A 19975-nucleotide genomic window follows, 5' to 3' on the forward strand; every position below is an offset into this window, starting at 1 on the left:
ACCGTGTGTTTATAGTTTTATAATCAAACTTGATTTATTTACTTAATATTCATCACGGTTTTGAGCACGAATGCGCACTCGGTTACCGCGTCTTTTGCTTGCTGTAAAGCGCCAAAATTGATGAATCCGTGAAACATATCTGTGTAACAAGAATGTTTAACGGTAATACCGTTTTGTTTGAGTTTGTCCGCGTACATTTGACCTTCGTCACGCAGTGGATCGAATCCTCCAGTTAAAATAAAAGCCGGCGGTACTGACCTAAAATCACTCGCTTGCAATAGGTTAAAGCGAGGGTCTTTCTCTTGTTCAGTGCTTATGTACAGGTCATGAAACCATTTCAGAAGAGTTTTGGTTAATAACAGGTTTTCTGTAAATTCTTGACGACTTGGTGAGGTATCATTTCCCAGAATGCTGGGGTATATCAATAATTGAAAAATAGGCTTGAAATCTTGTCTATCTTTATTCAAATGACAATATACAGTGGCAAGATTGGCTCCTGCACTATCACCACCTATAGCGATACGATTTGGGTCTAAATTTAAGGCCGTGGCGTTTTTGGCAATCCAATCTGTTGCTTGTTGGGTATCTTCAACTGCACCCGGGAAAACGGTTTCTGGCGCTAAACGATAGTCGACAGAAATCACCACCATATTGGATTGAAAACATAACTGCGAAAGCATTTTATCGTAACTATCGATGCTACCCAAAACAAAACCACCACCATGGAAATAGATCAGTGCTGGTTCAGCGGTTTCATGATCGATATTAGGGCGATAAACCCTAGCGGCTAATTCATGGTCGTCACAAGGAATGCTTATATCTTGCTTAGTTATGCCTTTAAGGTCGTCATGTTCGAAGGGATTTTCACGGTATCGTCTAGTATATTCTGGTTCAAAGTTGTAAACAGGTGGCAATGAGTGAATGTAATTCAGCACTTTTTTTGCGTCATCATCAAGACCAGCCTTTGCTGCGACCGCTTCATCTAGGACGTTTTCATTGGCGCAACTTTGACTCGCGCGTAAAATTTCACCTAGTGCATCGTTACCTTTTTTAAGTACTTCTTTCGACAACATCTTTAAACCGTTATTAATTTTTTGTTAATTATTTGAGGGCGCATTTTTACCGATCAACAAACTCAGGCTCAAGCAACATATAAGCAACAAGGTGTCGACATTTACGCAACACAAAATTAAAATCATTAAAAAACAATACATTAAGCCTTTTAAACTGAAAAAACGTAGAAGCTCTAAATTGGAATTGAAGGTTATATGGTGGGATTTGAAGCAATTAAATTTTACAACTTAATTACAAAAGGCATCAATACGACATAAACATGTTGGTGTTTTAAAAATATTTTTTGAAAGTAAAAGGCCAAAAAAAAGCGAATATTTCGGGGAACATCCTTTCACTGAAATTAACTAATTTAGGAAGTTAGGAAGTTAGGAAGTTAGGAAGTTAGGAGCGAATAGACTAGCTGTTTAATATCCAAAGCAGCATATTTTAGCGGCACTTAAGCCGCTATTGCCATCGCAGAAGCTAAACTTGGTGGTGCATGCTAATAATCTGAACCGAGTTGTATCACTCTTTTTAATGCTTGTTTTTCTGAACCGTCGCGGTTAAACAATAACGGGTAGTTAGTACGTCCAGCCACAGGCCAGCCATTTAACCATGAATTGTCATCGGTAACGCCCCAAAAAGTCACACGCTCAATATTTTGATGGTACTTCAAAAACAGTTTAAAAATATCCACGTAGCGATCCCCTAGCTCTTGGTCGGCTGTAGCTGGAAATTGGCCATCTGCGTAGGGATTATTTTGCGGCGTGGCGACGAGTTTTGTTATATCAACGTTAGCACCAAAAAATTCTTCACGACCCAAATAATCCACATCTAGCTCGGTGATGTGAATTGGTAGTCCGGTAGCAATGAAGGCGTCAAAACTAGTGGCTATTTCAGATATTGATGGACGTTGCATGTCCCAATGCCCTTGCACACCAATACCGTCTATTTTGATGTTTTTGGCCTGCAACTCTGTCACTAATTTAATCACTGTGTCGCGACGGCCCGGACGAGTCATTCCGTAGTCATTATACAGAAGCACACTGTCTGCGGGTAGTTCCTGCGATGCGATAATAAAGGCCTGTTCAATAAAGTCGTCACCAATAATTTGGTTATACATAGATTGACGCAAGCTGCCGTCGTCCTCTAAGGCTTCGTTTACAACGTCCCAAATTTTGATAGTTTTGCCATATCGCGCAGCCATTAACTTGGCGCGCTGGCGCATTCTATTGAGCAATGCCTCACGGCTTAACAAATTACCTTGTTGGTCCTTATAGACCCAGTCTGGAGTCTGACTGTGCCAATATAAAACATGACCAACGGCTGCAATATCATTTTCTGTTGTGAAATCGACAAAGTTGTCAGGAGCAGTAAAATTATAGGTTTCGGGTTGCGGATTAAACACTTCCCATTTCATAGCATTATCCATGGTTGCCGCTGAAAAATGCTGCTTAACTATGGCCACAGATCGGTCGTTATGGTTAGCAACTAAATAATCATTAAGTGTGGCACCAATTAGAAATTTATCGGCATAAGCGCTTTTCAGAGTTTGATGTATAACGGGAGAATGTGAACTTGGGTTGTTAGACACTACATCTGATGAACAACCACCAAGAAAAACAACACTAACAATAATTGAGGCAAAAACACTTCGAAAGTTAAGACCCATAACCAGCAACCGATTGAATATAAAAAGCTAGTCTATCTAGCTTTAAACAAATTCGCAGTGTCTTAAAGAATTAACGCTATTATGAAATTTGATTATTCTTCTGTTATCACATCAATCTTCACGATTGTCTAGCGGCTTAGTGTTTGGGCTAATCTAGCTGTAATCAACCCAAACATCTTAATGCAATTAATTTTAGCAATTTCTAGGCTATTTTCAGATACTCAACTAACACTTCAGCACCATTGCTGGCTTGGATAGGTTTGAATATAAATCCTGATATTCCAAGATTTTGGCACTTATTCACTAACGTTTGATCGGTAACAGACGAAAGCATCACTACAGGAATATCAGAGCCACTTTTTCTGATTTCACTGAGGGCTTCATCGCCATTCATGTCTTCCATCACCACATCCATGAACATAAAATCAGCAGCACCGGATTTCACAATTTCAAGGCCACTGCGGCCATCGTCGGCTTCCAATAAGTTGTTGTACCCTAACTTATTTAAAATACGTTTTATGGCTTTGCGGATCAGTGCGCTGTCATCAACAACTAACACAGCGGCGTCTAAGGGCAAGGGTTTAGTATGAGTGTTTTTCACACCTTTACTTTCTTCACCTTTAGCTTCGCCCACCTGGAAATCTACCGAGCGAACCAATAAATTAAAATAATAACGCCCCACTCCTTCGACGGTGATTGGCACAGTGACAATTTCTTTGACGCCAACCAAAAATTTATCCATGTCACTTACGTCATTCACAAAATAAGGACTAGAAAAGTCATAATCCAATTTGTATCGACTGTGTAAATCGGTAGAACGCCCCACTATGGTGTTACCCCATTCAGCTAGGGCATTGCTTAGCTCTTGAGTAATTTCTGTTGCTTCAGATTTTTCTTCAGTCATGCTTTCGCTAACTGCGTTGCCAATGGCGATAGCCGTCTCTGGATAGTGATGCATCATAATCACCCCATCCAAACTTCCGGTCACATCGGAACAAATGGCGTAACCTTTAAATCGAAAATCCTCTACTTTGTCCATAAATGGCTCACCAGCTGTGCCAACTAGGTTGGTCATGGTTTTAAGGCTAGCTATGGATTCGTTAATGAAAGGGTATAAAACAACTTTGTATAGGTTTTCGACAGACATAGAAAAAGGGTTCCTTTTTTATTATTAGGGGGGCAAATTACTAAAGCTAGTGGGACATTGCAAACAGTTTTATTAGCTTGCTGTGGCGACATTTTTCGCTTGCTGACAAGTTATGCAACATGTTGTCGAGCACTTTCTTAACCCAAGCAATTAGCGCGCAGAGCAAATAAATTACCTTTGCTTTTTCTCTCGGCTTTCCCTAAAACCTTCACATTTATTCAATAATAAATGTCAGGTCAAAGTGTTAACATTTAATTACCATTGCACTTAGTGACAAATTGCTTGTTCAGCAAATTTACTGAGGTGGGATCTTCGTTGTTTTAATCACAGGAGCGTAATTCATCTATGCCTTTAACAAATTTTGACGCGGTATTATTCGATAAAGACGGTACTATTTTTGATAGTGAACAAGTGTGTTGTGATGCTTGGGTAACCACTGCAAAAGCCTTTGATGTGAAATTTACCCCAGAGATGTTTAAAAGGTTTGTCGGAGTACCGACTCAGCAATGTAATCAAATGGCCCATCAAGAATTTGGTTTAGGGTTTCCCATGGAGCGTTTTATCCAAGAAACCCGCAATTACATTAGCGCTAAAAAACGTCTAGGATTACCAATTAAACAAGGCTTTACTGGTTTCTTCGATTATCTTTTAGAAAACAAAGTACCAGTGGGCGTTGTCACTTCTTCAAGCTATGACTCAGCCATTGAAAGTTTTCAGCAAACAGACATTATGCAAGCCCTTGATACCTTAGTGACTTTTGATGACATTACTCATCCCAAACCCGCGCCAGACTGTTATCTACTTGCTTGCCAAAAATTAGCCGTATCGCCGCAACGAGTATTAGTATTTGAAGATTCGAATGCTGGTATCGAAGCCTCGTTAGCTGCGGGGTGTCACACAGTGGCGATACCAGATTTGGTGGAATTACAACCGCGACTATTGGCTGATTGCTTTGCCATAATCAACAGTTTTGACGAGGCTTACGCTATTTTAGAGTAGCCTCGTGCAATTGATTAGAACGACTAGATCGGCGTTATTTTTTACTTTTCCATAATTTATTTAAAGTATTAAAAAACAACTTATCCCCATCATCGACGCTGGAAACAAATAACATAAACTCGGAGCTGTCTGTTCTCTTGATGATAATGATTGTATTGCTGTCTTGGTCTTCGGCATATTCCACTTCAATATTTTTGATTTGATCAAAACTTGCCACTTCTAGTTCGAAACCCTGTTGATCATCCAACCAATACGAAAATACTCGCTCTTGTGTAAAGCCGTTGCCATCGTCTCTTATGCTGAAAAAGGCGTCACTGTAAAAATACTCTATGGTTTCGTCCGCTGGTAAAACTTGTTTGCGATATAAAAATTTTAAATCGCTTTGCAACATCTGAGATTCGGTTCTCACTGAATCCCCGGGTAAAAATGGGGTTTCGATTGCCAAGGTATAGGCGATTAAGGGCACGCATAAAATTAAGGCAACCACTTGCCTGAGTGACCACTTTGAATTGTATTTGTAGGCACCTTCATACTTGTCATTTAGGGAGTTAATGTAGACTACCAAGGGCAAGAAAAACAAAGAGGTAAGCAGCCCTAAAATAACCACAAATATGTGCTCAAAATAACTTGAGGCAAATGAAATAATTAAATAAGCGGCAGCAAAAACCAGTGCGAAAAAAGGCAGCATTACCTGGTTTTTATCGAATCGCTCTAAGCTATCTTGTCGTAAAGCTGAAAATAACGGATAAAACCAAATTGGGGCAAAAATGCCTCTGGCGATAGGCATAATATCTTTATGGTATTTTGATTTAATGGCATACCAATTTCGATAAGACCAATAGATATCGTATAACCCCATAGTACCTATGCTGAGTATCAAAAACTTTACCCCAGAGATTGGATAAAAATGACTACCTGGGAATTCGGGGCGTTGTCGAGATTCTAATCCCCAACTCACCCAAATAAAGACCATACCAAGCAGGTAAACAACGATGATTATTTGCAACCTAGATAAAGGTTCATCTTCAGCCATTTCAGTTTGAGTCTCAGTTGCATCACTTTTTATGTATTTGAGTAACCCAAAGTAGGCTTCTTCTCTGAGTCTTTCTCTTGCGGCTAAGTATTCGTCTATTTGGTCGGCGTTAACGTGGTCCGTTTTCGCCACATAGTTAAACTGTAACCTTAGAGTATTGGCTTCAAAAGTGACTATTTTCTGAAAGCTAAAGAACGGATTGTCTTCAACAAAATTTTCGTCACCAAAACTCCAACCGTCTGATTCAAATGTAATTTCAAAATGATTATTAATATTGTTCGGAAACTCTAATGCTAGCGGTGCAGTTCTTTTAAGTTGATCGGGTTTAAATACCGCATCACGTACTTCGTTAGGGTAAAAGTCAGCTTCGTAATGTTCGTCACCTCTTTCCCAATATTCAGAGATATCGTATGTTTCTTTAAGAGAGAGTGTGCCTTGTTTATCATCAAGCTTGACTGTCATCTCAGCTGCAGAGACCAGTGATGGAAATGATTTTTGATAGTAAATTTCGTAGTTATCTGCGACTTTCTTTTTGCCCTTTTTTTCTAGGCTATCGCGTATATCCAGCAGTTCTTTTCCGGAGTACTGGGTCTCTACCGAAAGTGTCACTTTATCTTCATGTTTTTTAGGAATGAAGTATTTTTCAGTGATATGAACATAAGAACCCGCTGTGGCTGATGCCATAGATGTTAAGCTGTTTTCTTTGGGTTTTAAGACCAATGCAAAACCATAATCAGGCTGATATAAGTTTGCCAAATTACCGCTTTGATTGACTAAGGTTGGATCTAACCATATCTGTTGACCTTGGTAGCGTAAACTGACAATCACATGGTTAAACAGGTTGGCAGCTGGCGGTCTGTGTTGTAGTAATTTTGTATATTCGGTATCAACTAAAGCTGGGTATGCCTCAATATCAAGCGCCGCTAATATAGCGATCAATAGACTGGTTTTGTCTTTGCAATCGCCGTATTTGAGCCTAAGGGTTTCTTCTGGAGCAGTGGGAACATGAGAGTTTGCTCCCATTTCTAAACCAACGTAGCGGATTTGCTCTTGAGCATATTTCAACGCCGCGACTATTTGAGATGGCTGGTCTGGATGTAGGCTACGTATCTCGTCTGCAACCTGCTTAACGCTGCTGTGGATCTTGAATTGATACAAAGGGTAGGCCCACGAAACGACGTCATTCCAGCTTTCACTCTCGCTAAAATAAACCGAGCTATATGCATCGTACCACTGGGGTACTTGCGATTCAGAGTCCAGTTTTTGGGGTTTTAGTTGAGTAATTTGATACTCAGTAAATTCGTCGACTTGGGTAGTGTGTATATTTGGCTCACCATTGATAGCGGTCACAACTAGCGGATTTGATTTGCCCCATAATATTCTCAAATGTTGAATATTTAGCGGCACTCCCCAATTGATATTGCGACTATAAGAAAAGCTATTTCGGTAAACTGGATTAGCACCATAACGTGTATAGCTGTAATCCAAGGTATCGCCCACTTGAAGGTCTGAGATCAATACATTTAGCGTTAAAGAGCCGTTATAAATCTGCCTTTTTAATTCTGTCTCAGTATTGAGTAAGGTCTTTTTCGTACTGTGTAACCGATCTAAACGTTGTCCATCTCGAATAATATACAGTGAATGCAATGCCAGCTTTTGATAGGAAGGATCAAATTTCAAATTAAGCTGTGAAGAGCTATCCAGACCACTTTGGTTAACTATAGTTTCAACATAGCGACTATAGGATGTTCTATCGCCATTTTTGACAACGCGGATTTGGTTATCCACCATGTGGTAATGCAAGCCATTACTGACTTCATCGGTAGGCACATCATCAATGGCTCCAGGGTCATATTCAATAACCCAATTCGGCGCAGCTTCTAACTCAAAACCTTGTGACTCTTGTGCATTAGATTGGCTTTGACAAACGATTGACAGAAAACAAAAAACAACGAAAAAATCACAACGAATACGAAACAAATTAAACAACAAACTTAAATCCTTTTAGTTGAATCACTGACAGCTAATTTGGCTAAATCAACTACTAAAAAGTAGACCTATATATCCCCAATAGATTAATCATATCATTAGTTACAGCTATCAGTATTGAGATTTATACCAATAGAAACAACGGCAGAGCATCAACTCTGAGAATTGATGCACAGCTTTTATTTCACTTTACTCAATTTTGTTTTCCACTTCTTTAGATTTTGCTGTTGTGGTTTTTTTAGTGGGTGATGAACGCCAATAACCATAGGTGCCAATGATTTTCCAAGCCCATTTAATCCAACTCAAAATCGAAGTACTCAACCACAATACCCATACCAGCATGATGGCCTTATAGAACCAGACTGAAATGCTCAAAATTGTGACCTTGGGTAAACTACCCTCAGCTCTATCGGCAAACCAAGTCAAGGTGTTTCCATAAGACTGATACCCCTCAATTCCCATGCTAGGGTTACTCAACAAACTAATTGGCACCACAGAAATCAACGACATTATTGCTATCGCTGAAAACCCATACAACACAAGCTGTGATAAATTGAACATCACATACTCAGTATTCTTAGGTCTAAAACGGCTTGCCGTAACTGCTGCAAACCACAGTGCGATTAACACTAAGACTCCCCAGTTATTTAAACTTAATCCTAAACCCAGTATTAACCATTGCACTGTATTGAGAGGTGAGAACTTGACCCGAGCCAACAGCAAGGCGATACACACAAATGCCAACAATTCGCCCCAATACAGGATCGCAGGGCCCAAAAGAGGACCCTTTGCCCATAAAATCCAACGTTGCTTGCTCACATTCACTTGAGTCGTAATGTTGCTAGAAGGGGCGTGTAGATTAATTTGCGGTGGAGAAAACAGTAGCGCACTTTCCTCATTGGAGCGCATGCTGATCTGTATATGATGAGTACCCGGAGAAATCGGAATAGCGAGCTGCTTAGACTCGGGTTGCAAATTAATTAAGTTGCCGTCGGTTTTCACTTCTTTGAGTTGATAATTTTCTGGTAACTCGATGATGTGTTCACCACCACGGGTACTGCGATAATTAAAATCTAACTCAAGCTTTGAGGTGCGACTGCCTTGATCAATTTTGAGGTTTACACTGTCTATTGCTAATGCCTCCCCTTGCACCGCTTCAGGACGGGAAACTTCGAGTTCAAGTGATTCACCGCCATAGGGATAAAATGAATAACTAAAATAGTCCAGTGCGCTTTGTGGTTCCATTATCAATGGCAAACCTTTCAAACTTAAATGCCAAGCAGGACTAATCACTATTTGCCACTGCTCAATTATGTTTTTGTTGTCAGCTGCTACGAATTGCATGGCCGTATTGCGCTCCAAAGTAGAGCGCCAACTAAATGTTCTTTCACCTGCCGCAATAGTGACTGCGACTTGATTATCTGCCACTGTTATTTGGTCGCTAATTACACGCTCTCCGGGAAGTATCGGGACCTGTATATTCACTGATCCTGAGGTTGGCGCAATGCGCTCTACTTTAGTTTTGACTGTCCAAATTTTGTCTAGGGTTACCACCCGAGTCACCTTGGCAAAAGGCTGTTGTTTAAAACGTGTAGAAGTGGGAGAGTCTGTTTGCTGGGCGTTAATTTTGGCTAAAAACTCTAAGGTATTTCCAGACAAGACATTCCCTTGCGTACCCACAATTTCCCAATTATCAGAGTCCTGTATCACTATTCGTTTGGGTTGTTCGTTAAACCTTAATTGAAAATTATCGACTGGAATTAAGCGCCCTGTGATGTCTAACCTAGAGATCCCTTTAGAAACAGGTACATATAACCAATTGTTGTGGCGGTAAACACCGGTTACTGCTTTATCATTAACAACATATGATTGGCCTTGCCAAAATTCTGAGCGAGGTAATGCAATAGCTGTATGACTGTCTGCGTGCACAACCAGTTGAAGAGTTAGCTGCGAGTTGCTTGCGACTACGTTAACAGAATTAATTGAAGCGCAATTAGGCGCGCATTCTGGCGCTTCTAATAAGCGAGCTTGCAACTCTTGCAGCATGGCTTGACTTGGAAAACTAGTCGCTTCGGCCGATGGTGTAAAAAGTGGCATCATGAATAACATCACCACTAGCGCTGCGCTGGATTTATGTTTGAATTGATTAATAGTCGGAGTAATTGCATCTTTTAACAAAAACAATAACCAAAGCAACATCAGAATAATGCCTATCACCTTCAATATTTTATAGCTGAGCTGAGATAAAATAATCAGCTCAAAGGATTGCCCTTGGGCTACAGGACTGTTCCAACTGATTGAATACTGATTCCAACTCCAATCAGGCATGCCCGAACCTGCTTGCAATAATGAGTCAGACTGATAACGCTCCATAAAAGAATCGGCTTGGCGTACTTTTGAGCCGCTCACCATCACCATGTCAGCTTCCACTTGTGGTTCTCTGACTCGCATTTTTCGGACCGATTCTTCGGAGCGGGTTTGAATATTTGCAGCTTGCGATACATTATTTTCTGCGCTGTGGTGATACATAGTGTGATTACCAGTTTCTAGCTGCGGATGAATTACCGTTCGCAGCTGCGTGGCGCTGAAAAGCAAGACTGATGCAGCCACTAGCGCTGCGCTAGCGCCCCAATACATTTTGGCAATGGAATTGAGCTTTTCAAAAGGCTGATGTTTTTTCACCGCCATCGCCACCAGTAAATTCAGCATGACAATGACCGGGGCATGGTTTTCTTGATAAACCGCCAATAACATCAGTGCGGTTAACACTCCAGGCACGACTCCAGCTAAACGAAACGCGGCCAATGATGCCAGTAAAACAATAAAACTTGCCCAAATTGACCAACTACTCCACCAGCTATCGGAAACATTGTCTGCGCCAAACACCGCAAACAGTTTATTGCCTGGCGGCAAATTCACCTTAATGGACACCCGCTCAAAATCATTCTTCCATCCTGATACTGGCAGAGTAGATGTTGCATTCACAACACCGCTGGCCTTCACATTGACTTGGGGGTAACGATTTTCTATTCCTCTTTCATCTGCAGTTAAACTGGTAATTAGTACCGCGCCGTCTTGATCTTGAGCCGCTTCGAGCTTGAATGGCTGTAGCATACTTAAACGCCAGTCTTGCACCATAGTTCCACTAATTTGGTCTTTAAATGAATACACGGCATTGTCAAAAGAGACCCACATAGTGCGGTTTAAGGTAAGTTGATTTTCGAGATGTAAAGGTTTGCCGCGGTGCACAATATCGTAGCGCAGCGTATCTTTTTCAGTTAACAAATAAGCGGGATAGTTATACCAGCTTTTCGGCATATCCACTTGTCCACTATCGATTACTCTGGCACCACTGAGTTTACCGAAGCGTAACTTTTCGTCACTTTCGAATGCCCAAACTTCATCTTTGGGCCAGTTGTGAGTTTGCGGGGGACGTTGCCACTCTATATTGGTTGGAAGTGAGTAAGCATTAACTATAATTTGCCATCGCCCAGGTTTAACTTTTGAGTGCAACACTCCAAGGGCATCCAGATAGGTTGGTATGTCACTTTGAATACCGGCAAGTTCAAATTTCTTTGGTAACACTTGGCCTAGGGCAACTTCACGCATTTTTCCTGATACATCAATTGCGATGATGGTTTTAAGTTGTAAATAAGGGCCGTCAGTAATTTTTCGCACCACGCGCATGTTAAGTGACTCTTGCTCAGCTTGACCTTGAGTCGACTCTTGAAACCACAACTGATTATTTTCTACTTTGGGAAAGTTAATGGGTTGTCCGTTGATAGACATATTCACCAGCGCAACTTCGCTAGGAAGCGAAATGCTTGCAGGCATTTGTTGCCAACTTAACTTACCAGTGACTAGATGAGTGCCTTTTTCTAAGGTAATCACGGGGCGATTTTTTTGTTGCAACACAACGATGTTTTCACCGTTTACCTTCACTTCATGGGGCCAGTATTTTTGATTGCCCAGTAAAGGGATCTCAGTTTTAGAAAATACTTTCCATGATTGTCGAAATTCTGCTCCTTGCTGATCCACTTTAATATCCATCACATTTGGCCATGCACACAAATGGTTGTTTAGGTTGTTATACTCTGTTTGGTTAATAAAAGGGCAACTTAGGTTTTGATAATCTTTTAACACCCATGTTTGCCAATGTTTTAATGGTTCAGGAATCGATTCCTCGGCAAAAGAGCAGAATGAAGTGACTAGGCAAATGAGTATTAACTGACGCAGAATTTTAAATGAGGCCACGTTTTTTTCCTTGTGTGCTTTTGTGTAGTTTGCCTTTAGTGCCTGAGACAAATCAATAGTTTTATATGTTTGCCATGAGCGAAACTAAACCCGAAATTGCCAAAAAATTGGCCAGTTTGATATACACCGAAAATACTAGATATGTGATCAGGTGATTAAGCTTTGTGACTTTTCTAGGGTAAAATCATGTTTTAAATCAACAAGGAATTTATGTGAGCTGGGTTTTCTTTACTTTGGGTGCAGTGGTGATGCAAACGTTTCGTAACGCTTTGCAAAGTAAACTAAGTGCACATATGAGCACGTCTGGCGTGACCTTATCTCGCTTTTTATTCGCTCCCCCTATTGCTCTCATCTATTTGCTGATACTTTACACATTCTCAAAACAAGCAATCCCCGAGTTCACTACAGAATTTATATTAATTGTGTTACTTGCTTCTGTGATGCAAATTTTCGCTACTTCGTTAATGGTGATTTTATTTAAACAAAAGAATTTTGCCATAGGCGCAGGACTTGCCAAAAGTGAAGCCTTAGTAGCAGGTGTTTTAGGCACCTTATTTTTTGGCAGCCAACTCAATTTATTTGGCTGGATTGGAATTTTAGTTGGAGCTGCCGCAATTTTTGTGTTGTCTGGGGGCGGCAGAAAAGGACAACTTAGCCTTAAAACCGTCTTGATAGGCTTAGCCTGTGGAAGCTGTTTTGCACTTACTTCGTTATATGTTCGAGAAGCCAGTCACTTGCTACAAGTACCTTTCCCCCACAGTGCCGCTTGGGTTTTACTCTGGGTGTTATGTATTCAAACCACTTTGTTAGTGAGTTATATTGCGATAAAAGACCGCAGTACTTTTGTCGCCCTTAAAAACAACACTAAAATGACCTTTGCCACTAGTGCAACCAGTTGTTTTGGCTCTATTTGTTGGTTTAGTGCAATGGCATTACAACATGTTGCTTATGTCAAAACACTAGGCCAAGTTGAGGTATTATTTACCATTTTGATCGCCACATTCTGGTTAAAGAACAAAGTCAAAACCTACGAGATAGTGGGGTTACTGCTTATTGCAGCTGCAGCGATTTTGGTAATGTGGGCTTAATGGCAATACACCTATGACAACAGCGAGTTATCAAGTACCTGCAGAGGTACATCAAGTTGAACTAGAAATTAAACGCAGTAAATTTTTAACCTTTGCCGCGCCTGCCGTTAATCGTCGTGAAGCTGAGGATTATATTCGTTCGTTACGGGAGCAACACCCACAGGCCAATCACGTGTGTTGGGCTTATATTGCTGGCGCTCCAAATACAACTATCCGCTCTATGAGTGATGACGGAGAGCCTAGTGGCACTGCTGGTATGCCGATGTTAAAAGTACTCGAGTATAGTGGTTATGGCGATTTAGTAGTGGCAGTGGTGCGCTACTTTGGCGGCACTAAGCTCGGAACCGGAGGGCTACAACGGGCGTACTCCGATGCGGTTTCCTTAGTGTTATCAGAATTACCCTTAAAACTTAAGGTCGCTCGCACTAGGGTGCACTTAAGTTATGACTACCCCTATGATGGCAGTATATCGCGTTTGTTAGAGCGATATGACATTGAGAGTATGGCCCCGTCTTATGCTCAACAAGTCACCCTCTGTTTTGCAATAGCGAGTAGCGAGTTAAGCACATTTAAGACCGAAGTCACCAATATTACCGCTGGAAATGTCGAAGTATTAACACCAGACCCAGATTAATCAGTCAGAACTTCGGTTATGTTAAGCCATTTACATTTTAATGATTAAGCCGGCTTCAGGGTTTACCTTACCTTCACACACGTACTGATAAACATCGGCTAACCCCTTTAATCCATGTAACTCTGTCAGCTTTAACCAACTGGCACTTCTTTGAATAGTAGACTGCATAAAGGCAGTGGTCTTTTGCTCAAATACTGCAGAACCCCAGTCTTTAATACGTTTTTGAATATGCGCCGGGGCAAAAAACATTTCGCTGCGCTGTTGAATAAAGTCGGGCCCCATACCACCATCTTCCCAATGGGTGAAACCAACATTTGAACAAAACTTCATGTTGGCACCAAGGTGTTTATGCAGCCGCCCCAGAACCTCACCGTTACCAGACATGTCCACTATTACTGTGGGTTTTGATGGGTCAATTGAGGTCAAGTTATCATAAGTGACTGTGCTGTCATATATGCCTAACTTCGTCACCATATCCAGATTGCGATCCGAGGTCATGCCAATACTACTAGGGGCATTTTCGTCGTCAGCTAAGGCATAACCTAAACCAATGCTGGTTTTACTAGAGGCGCTGATGACCACCACTTGTTCGGCACCAAACCAGTTTCTATCTTGCAAGTTGTCGTATAAACAGTAAGACGTAATATGCAATGGAAACAACAACATCCGAAAGTCATCCATCGCTTTATTATAATTTGGCTCTGCCAATACTCTGCGGTAGGCGTTGTATCCTGAAGGCAACGGAGCGCGATGCTCAGCCCCATCTATCCAACGATATTCACTGACAGCAGTAGGGGTCATTTTGAGGTAGGTCGCTGGCGGAAAATAACCAAATAAACGCTCACCTACAGCAACGTTTTCAGCGTTAGATGCAACCACATCGGCAAAACCCCAAACCGGTAAAATGCCCCACTCCCTTACATTGTTTCCTGTGGGTGGAAAAAACTGCCAATATCCAAATTGATCACCCACTACCGCATAAGTCATGTTGTTAGCGGTAAATGCAAACTTGTCAATTTTCACTAATACTTCACCAGCAGCAATGTCACTTTCTGATAGGTCAGTGGCTACCACTCTATTGGTATGATAGTTATCTTTGCGTATTTGAAATTCACTCATCACTTTCTCCTTAGCTCGCCGCGGCTTGTATTTGTGCTAAATATTGTTGTAACTTACCCATTGCTGGCTGCGCGTTTTCACGCATACGTTGCACTACGGCTTGCTTTTCCACTTCGTCTTCTTTAACGCTGCGCATTAACTGGCTAAATCCATCAAGTCTATTTTCGAGTAGCCACTTACGTAAATTATCATCTTGTGACCAAATGTATTGATTCATCATAAAGGCCGCGGTTAAACGTAACCAATCGGTTAAGGTGTTAGGTAGTGGCACCACATTACAAATTTTATTCTTGGCCTCCTCTGGATAGGCCAACTCTATGTGAGCAATAAAGGCGGCACTGAAAACCGGTTGGTAAGAACGCACGGTTTGCGGAGTAATGAGATCGCCTTCAAAAATAGGCTTGGTTTCTAAATTCACCAAAGCACTGGCTGAACAGTCAATGTGTAGGTGTTTGGTAGATGTAGGAATGGTGCCTTTTTCTAACACAATTTGATTACTTTCAAGACTCGTCACTCTGCCCTTACGTATGATATTTTTGACTTTACGTAACTCTGCTAATTCCATTTGGCTGACCGTTGCACCGTGAAACATCTGTGGCTGAACATTAGTATCAATTCGCAAGAACACTCCGGCTTTCTCTAAGCGATCAAACATATCTTCAACTGAACTAGACTGCGCGATGGCTTCCATTTGCGCCGCCTGAGCGCCAATGGATTCGAAGAAAAACTCTTCTGTAGGTTGGGTATTTTGGCGGTCAATCAACCATGCATCTCTTGGCATGATCCATTGGATTTCATCAGGGTCGACATTTTTTTCGAGTAACCACAATATTGCATCTATGCCTGTTTTACCGCCTCCAATCACCACATATCCAGCGGGAGGTTGCGTTACTTTCGGTAAATCATTTAATGGCATAAATTGCACATCAGATGCAATACTGAAATTAGGGGTGTGAGTAGAAGGAACATGAGTATTCAAATAAGTGGCATCGACAGTTTTTTTGTTCACTTTCACTTGATGGGTTTCACCAGTAAGTGAAGAAACAAATTTTCCGTTACCTTTGTAATCACACATTGGGAAATACTGTACCCGTCCTGAAGGTAAAAACTGTTCGCGCATCACGTCATCAAAATAGGCACTCACTTCAGCTCCAGAGGCGAGCTCGTTTAAACCTTTATTGAGGCCCACTTTATCAATACAGCCCTTACTCAATTCACGGGAACTGATGCCATAAAAAGAAGAGGGCTGATGCAAGGTCACAAAAGGATAAGCAACGTTCCAATGGCCACCGGGTTTGTGGAATCGATCGACAATAATTATGTTGGCATCACTTTCGGTCAATAAAATATCGGCAAATGCCATACCTACCGCGCCGCTACCAACTATCAAATAATCTGTTTCATGGGTGAATGTAGTCATTATTTTTCCTGCTTAATATGAATGAATATTGTGCAGTTGGATAAAAATCACATTGCACATAACACTGTTATAGTTAATCATAACAGTGTTATACAGGTCAACAATTTATCTTTATCCAGTGGTTAAATCATTATCATCATGAGCGACGCAAAGAGCATTATTTTACAAGCAGCATCTGAATTGTTCCTTGAAGGAGGTACTTCAGCACTTAGCGTTAGAGCCATATCCAAACGTGCTGGCGTCTCTACAATTGGCATATACAGTCACTTTAAAGGCAAACAAGGCATTCTAGACGAGCTGTATATTGAAGGGTTTCGGAAAGTATTTGCTGCTATGGACATACTCAAGTCTGCCAAAGGGCCCAGAGAAACCATTTTACAAGGAGTCAAAGGTTATTTAGAGGTGGCTGACAAATATGAAGCCCATTACCGCCTCATATTTGGCGAAAGTGATCCCGGTTATTTTCCGTCTGAAGAAGCTCGAGATATAGCTGAAAAAGCCTTCAAGCTGTTAATTGAAGTGAGTTCACTTATTTTACCCAAAGAGACCCCTATCGCTAAGAAACAACGAATCGCGTTAGAAATTTGGGCCTTTGTACATGGTTATGTGAGTTTAAAACATCACGCTATTTCAACTTTAATAAGTCCAGACGAGTGGAATACTTTAGCGTTAAACGCATTATCAACTCACATCGATGCGATTATCTCGAAGCATGCTTCGTAAATTTGGCGAGTCCGTTCTTTAACTAGGAGTACGACAAAAAGCTCCTACGAAGCCTTTTTGATTGATTGTTAGAGGTGAAACGGGTTTTTATTAAGTGAAGTGAGCAGTGAGATAAACTAATTTTGATAACTAGTTTAGCTCACTGTCTTTTAGCATTTTCATATTAAGGGTCTATAAGCTAGCCAAAAATTCCTGATTGTCTGCGGCGCTTTTTTTGGCTAGAAATTTTGCGGTTTTTTGAGCTTCATTTGCCATAGCAAAACTAACTGGATCATAACCATTACACACTAAGCCGTCGGCAATTCGTTTCATTCCTAGGCCGCTATCTCGTATCGCTACATTTACTTTAATAACGCTGTCACTTTTAATCGCTTCACATACTTTAACTAATTTACTTTCAACTGCTGGGTCCATTTCGTTAGCCGCTTGAGCACTGCCTGCTAAAAAAAGGCCTGCGCTGATGATGGTGCTAATAATTGCTTTTTTCATGATAAATCTCTCTATGTTGGTTGCTGGTGTTATTTTGTGTACACCCATAGAGTAGAGATTGAAATTGAGATTGAAGCACAAAAAATGCTCAATTGCGGCTAAACGCGGTGAAGCGTTCAACTCAATATTTAGCGCGATAATCCGCCGCTTAACTTGGGTTATTCATCGTATATTGCGAAATTTTGTTACATTTAGCTAATTATCAGGATGTGATTGTGGCGCTGTCTCAGGGGAATAAAACCCTTACTCTGCCTTTTTTGGCAACTGCATATCAAGCTAGCCCCAAATAATGGTTTGGGGCGCTTTGCAGGGAACGAGCCGAGGGGTAACTTAATCCTGTAAGTAACTTGCTGGCAACTCAGTAATGGCAGCCACACCTGAATCCAGCGCAGCTTGGGCTACCGCTTTTGCGACACGTTTTAACAAACGCGGGTCCATAGGTTTAGGAATAATATAATCTTTACCAAAACTCAGACTATCAATGTTACTGGCGGATATCACGTCTTTGGGTACTTCTTCTTTAGCAATGGCGCGAATTGCATCCACAGCGGCAATTTTCATTTCGTCGTTAATTTGCGAAGCGCGCACATCTAATGCACCACGAAAAATAAACGGGAAACACAAAACGTTGTTTACTTGATTTGGATAATCAGAACGTCCGGTTGCCATGATTAAGTCATCGCGTATTTGATGGGCTAGCTCTGGTTTAATTTCAGGGTCAGGGTTAGAACACGCAAATATTACCGGTTTAGGTGCCATTAGTTTTAAGGCTTCGGGTGGCAATAGATTAGGACCAGACACACCCACAAATACATCGGCACAATCTAAGGCATCTTCTAAGGTGCGTTTATCAGTATTATTGGCAAATAATTTTTTGTGGAAAGTAAGGTCTTCGCGACGAGTATGGATTACACCTTTTCTATCAAGCATATAGATACGTTCGCGTTTAGCGCCACATTTAACCAACAGCTCCATACAAGCGGTAGCGGCAGCTCCGGCGCCTAAACACACTATAGTGGCATCGTTAATATTTTTGCCTTGAATCTCTAAAGCATTCAGCATGCCAGCAGCAGTGACTATTGCGGTGCCATGTTGATCATCATGAAACACTGGGATGGCGCAGCGCTTTATTAATTCTTGCTCAATTTCAAAACATTCAGGTGCCTTAATATCTTCCAAATTGATACCACCAAAGGTATCTGCGATATTAGCCACTGTATTGATAAAGTCTTCCGTTGTTGTATGTTTCACTTCAATATCAATAGAATCGATATTCGCAAAACGTTTAAATAACAAAGCTTTGCCTTCCATCACAGGTTTAGATGCTAACGGGCCTAAATCGCCTAGCCCCAAAATAGCAGTACCATTTGATATGACCGCCACTAAGTTGCCTTTACCTGTGTATTTAAAGGCTGCGTCTGGATCTGCTGCAATCTCTCGAACCGGCTCAGCTACTCCTGGGCTATAGGCTAAGGCTAAATCGGTCACCGTTTCGGCGGGCTTAGTAATCTCAATACTGATTTTTCCTGGGACAGGTTTAGCATGATAATCGAGAGCTTGTTGGCGGAAATCAGACATTATGTTGTCAGTCCTTTAAAAAGAATAAAAATTGACGAAAAATTGCAACCTCGAATGGTGTTCTTATTAACTTTGAATTTTATGAAATAAGTCCATCAGACACAGCGTTAAACAACATTGCTAGTAGCAAGGTAACACAGCTTTAGGCGCTGAACACATCAGATAAGAGTTCTTATTTTGTATAGCCAATATAATTAAAATATATACAGCTAAGTCCTTTATGTATTTGATTTACAAAAGAGTTTAATTGGTCAGGTTGAAATCGTTTTCAATATTTTACCACGCGGGCCATAGTGTAAAAGACCTTGGTAAGGCGCATCAAACACTTCGATTTAACGTAACAAAAATTAGCTACAAAAAAAGGCGCTGAAACAGCGCCTTTGTGATGTATTGCCAATTGACAAACAATTTTAGCTTTTCTTAAGACCAGCAAAACGTTTGTTGAATTTATCAACACGACCACCAGTATCAACGTTACGTTGCTTGCCCGTGTAGAAAGGGTGGCAAGACGAACATACGTCTAAGTTGATGTCTTTTTTCAAAGTAGAACGTACTTTGATAACATTACCGCAAGAACAGTTTGCAGTCATTTCTTGATAATCAGGATGGATATCTTGTTTCATGGGTTACCTCTTCGTCAGGCCGCATCGCTATTCAACCCGAAGTTGAACACCATACGAAAATTAAATTAAAAAGCTTTGTGGCTTGCCGCAAAGTGGCGCGCATATTAATGTAACCAGCTTGGGCGATCAAGGGTTTTGTTGAATTTATACTCAA

The 19975-nt window shown here is 41.1% G+C and carries 14 protein-coding genes; 4 read left to right on the forward strand and 10 right to left on the reverse strand.

Annotated features, from left to right (window positions below; translation table 11 throughout):
• Positions 1-38: 38 nt before the first annotated feature.
• The 3 genes from KO534_RS22550 to KO534_RS22560 form a co-directional block, all read right to left on the reverse strand.
• Complete coding sequence (locus KO534_RS22550; RefSeq protein WP_215933621.1) at positions 39-1073, reverse strand: alpha/beta hydrolase; 1035 nt, start codon at positions 1071-1073, stop codon at positions 39-41.
• A gap of 482 nt (positions 1074-1555) precedes the next feature.
• Positions 1556-2725, reverse strand: a complete 1170-nt coding sequence (locus KO534_RS22555) for an endo-1,4-beta-xylanase (protein ID WP_215933623.1) — start codon at positions 2723-2725, stop codon at positions 1556-1558.
• Between the two features lie 202 nt (positions 2726-2927).
• A complete protein-coding gene (locus KO534_RS22560; protein WP_215933625.1) occupies positions 2928-3872 on the reverse strand; it encodes a response regulator in 945 nt (314 codons plus the stop codon).
• Between the two features lie 345 nt (positions 3873-4217).
• Between KO534_RS22560 and KO534_RS22565 the strand changes: the two genes are divergently transcribed.
• Complete coding sequence (locus tag KO534_RS22565) at positions 4218-4871, forward strand: HAD family hydrolase (RefSeq protein ID WP_215933627.1); 654 nt, start codon at positions 4218-4220, stop codon at positions 4869-4871.
• A 34-nt stretch (positions 4872-4905) separates the two neighbouring features.
• On the opposite strand, the gene KO534_RS22570 is transcribed toward KO534_RS22565, so the two are convergent.
• Both KO534_RS22570 and KO534_RS22575 read right to left on the reverse strand, forming a co-directional pair.
• On the reverse strand, positions 4906-7896 hold the full coding sequence (locus KO534_RS22570) for a DUF3857 domain-containing transglutaminase family protein (protein WP_215933629.1): 2991 nt from the start codon (positions 7894-7896) through the stop codon (positions 4906-4908).
• Positions 7897-8082: 186 nt separating this feature from the next.
• Positions 8083-12147, reverse strand: coding sequence for a hypothetical protein (locus tag KO534_RS22575; protein WP_215933631.1), 4065 nt, complete (start codon positions 12145-12147; stop codon positions 8083-8085).
• A 212-nt stretch (positions 12148-12359) separates the two neighbouring features.
• On the opposite strand from KO534_RS22575, the gene KO534_RS22580 reads away from it, so the two are divergent.
• Positions 12360-13235 (forward strand): EamA family transporter, encoded by an 876-nt coding sequence (locus KO534_RS22580; RefSeq protein ID WP_215933633.1) that lies wholly within the window; start codon positions 12360-12362, stop codon positions 13233-13235.
• 13 nt (positions 13236-13248) lie between these two features.
• On the forward strand, positions 13249-13869 hold the full coding sequence (locus KO534_RS22585; protein WP_215933635.1) for a YigZ family protein: 621 nt from the start codon (positions 13249-13251) through the stop codon (positions 13867-13869).
• 30 nt (positions 13870-13899) lie between these two features.
• On the opposite strand, the gene KO534_RS22590 is transcribed toward KO534_RS22585, so the two are convergent.
• Positions 13900-14988: a DUF2855 family protein gene (locus tag KO534_RS22590; RefSeq protein WP_215933637.1), complete on the reverse strand. Its 1089-nt coding sequence runs from the start codon at positions 14986-14988 to the stop codon at positions 13900-13902.
• Between the two features lie 10 nt (positions 14989-14998).
• Positions 14999-16408: an NAD(P)/FAD-dependent oxidoreductase gene (locus KO534_RS22595; protein WP_215933639.1), complete on the reverse strand. Its 1410-nt coding sequence runs from the start codon at positions 16406-16408 to the stop codon at positions 14999-15001.
• Between the two features lie 138 nt (positions 16409-16546).
• Here KO534_RS22595 and KO534_RS22600 point away from each other — a divergent pair, with 138 nt between their 5' ends.
• Positions 16547-17131 carry a TetR/AcrR family transcriptional regulator gene (locus KO534_RS22600; RefSeq protein ID WP_215933642.1) on the forward strand — a complete coding sequence of 195 codons (585 nt, stop codon included), beginning with the start codon at positions 16547-16549 and terminating at the stop codon, positions 17129-17131.
• A 171-nt stretch (positions 17132-17302) separates the two neighbouring features.
• Here KO534_RS22600 and KO534_RS22605 read toward each other — a convergent pair whose 3' ends face one another.
• The 3 genes from KO534_RS22605 to rpmE all read right to left on the reverse strand — a co-directional run bounded on the left by KO534_RS22605 (position 17303) and on the right by rpmE (position 19821).
• Positions 17303-17620: a DUF3718 domain-containing protein gene (locus tag KO534_RS22605; RefSeq protein WP_215933644.1), complete on the reverse strand. Its 318-nt coding sequence runs from the start codon at positions 17618-17620 to the stop codon at positions 17303-17305.
• 330 nt (positions 17621-17950) lie between these two features.
• Positions 17951-19198, reverse strand: coding sequence for a malic enzyme-like NAD(P)-binding protein (locus KO534_RS22610; RefSeq protein WP_215933646.1), 1248 nt, complete (start codon positions 19196-19198; stop codon positions 17951-17953).
• Between the two features lie 410 nt (positions 19199-19608).
• Positions 19609-19821, reverse strand: coding sequence for a 50S ribosomal protein L31 (gene rpmE, locus KO534_RS22615; protein ID WP_007625132.1), 213 nt, complete (start codon positions 19819-19821; stop codon positions 19609-19611).
• Positions 19822-19975 lie beyond the last annotated feature (154 nt).

Origin of the sequence: Paraglaciecola arctica, from assembly GCF_018861065.1 — a bacterium.
In the GTDB taxonomy this organism is placed as follows: Bacteria; Pseudomonadota; Gammaproteobacteria; order Enterobacterales; family Alteromonadaceae; genus Paraglaciecola; species Paraglaciecola arctica_B.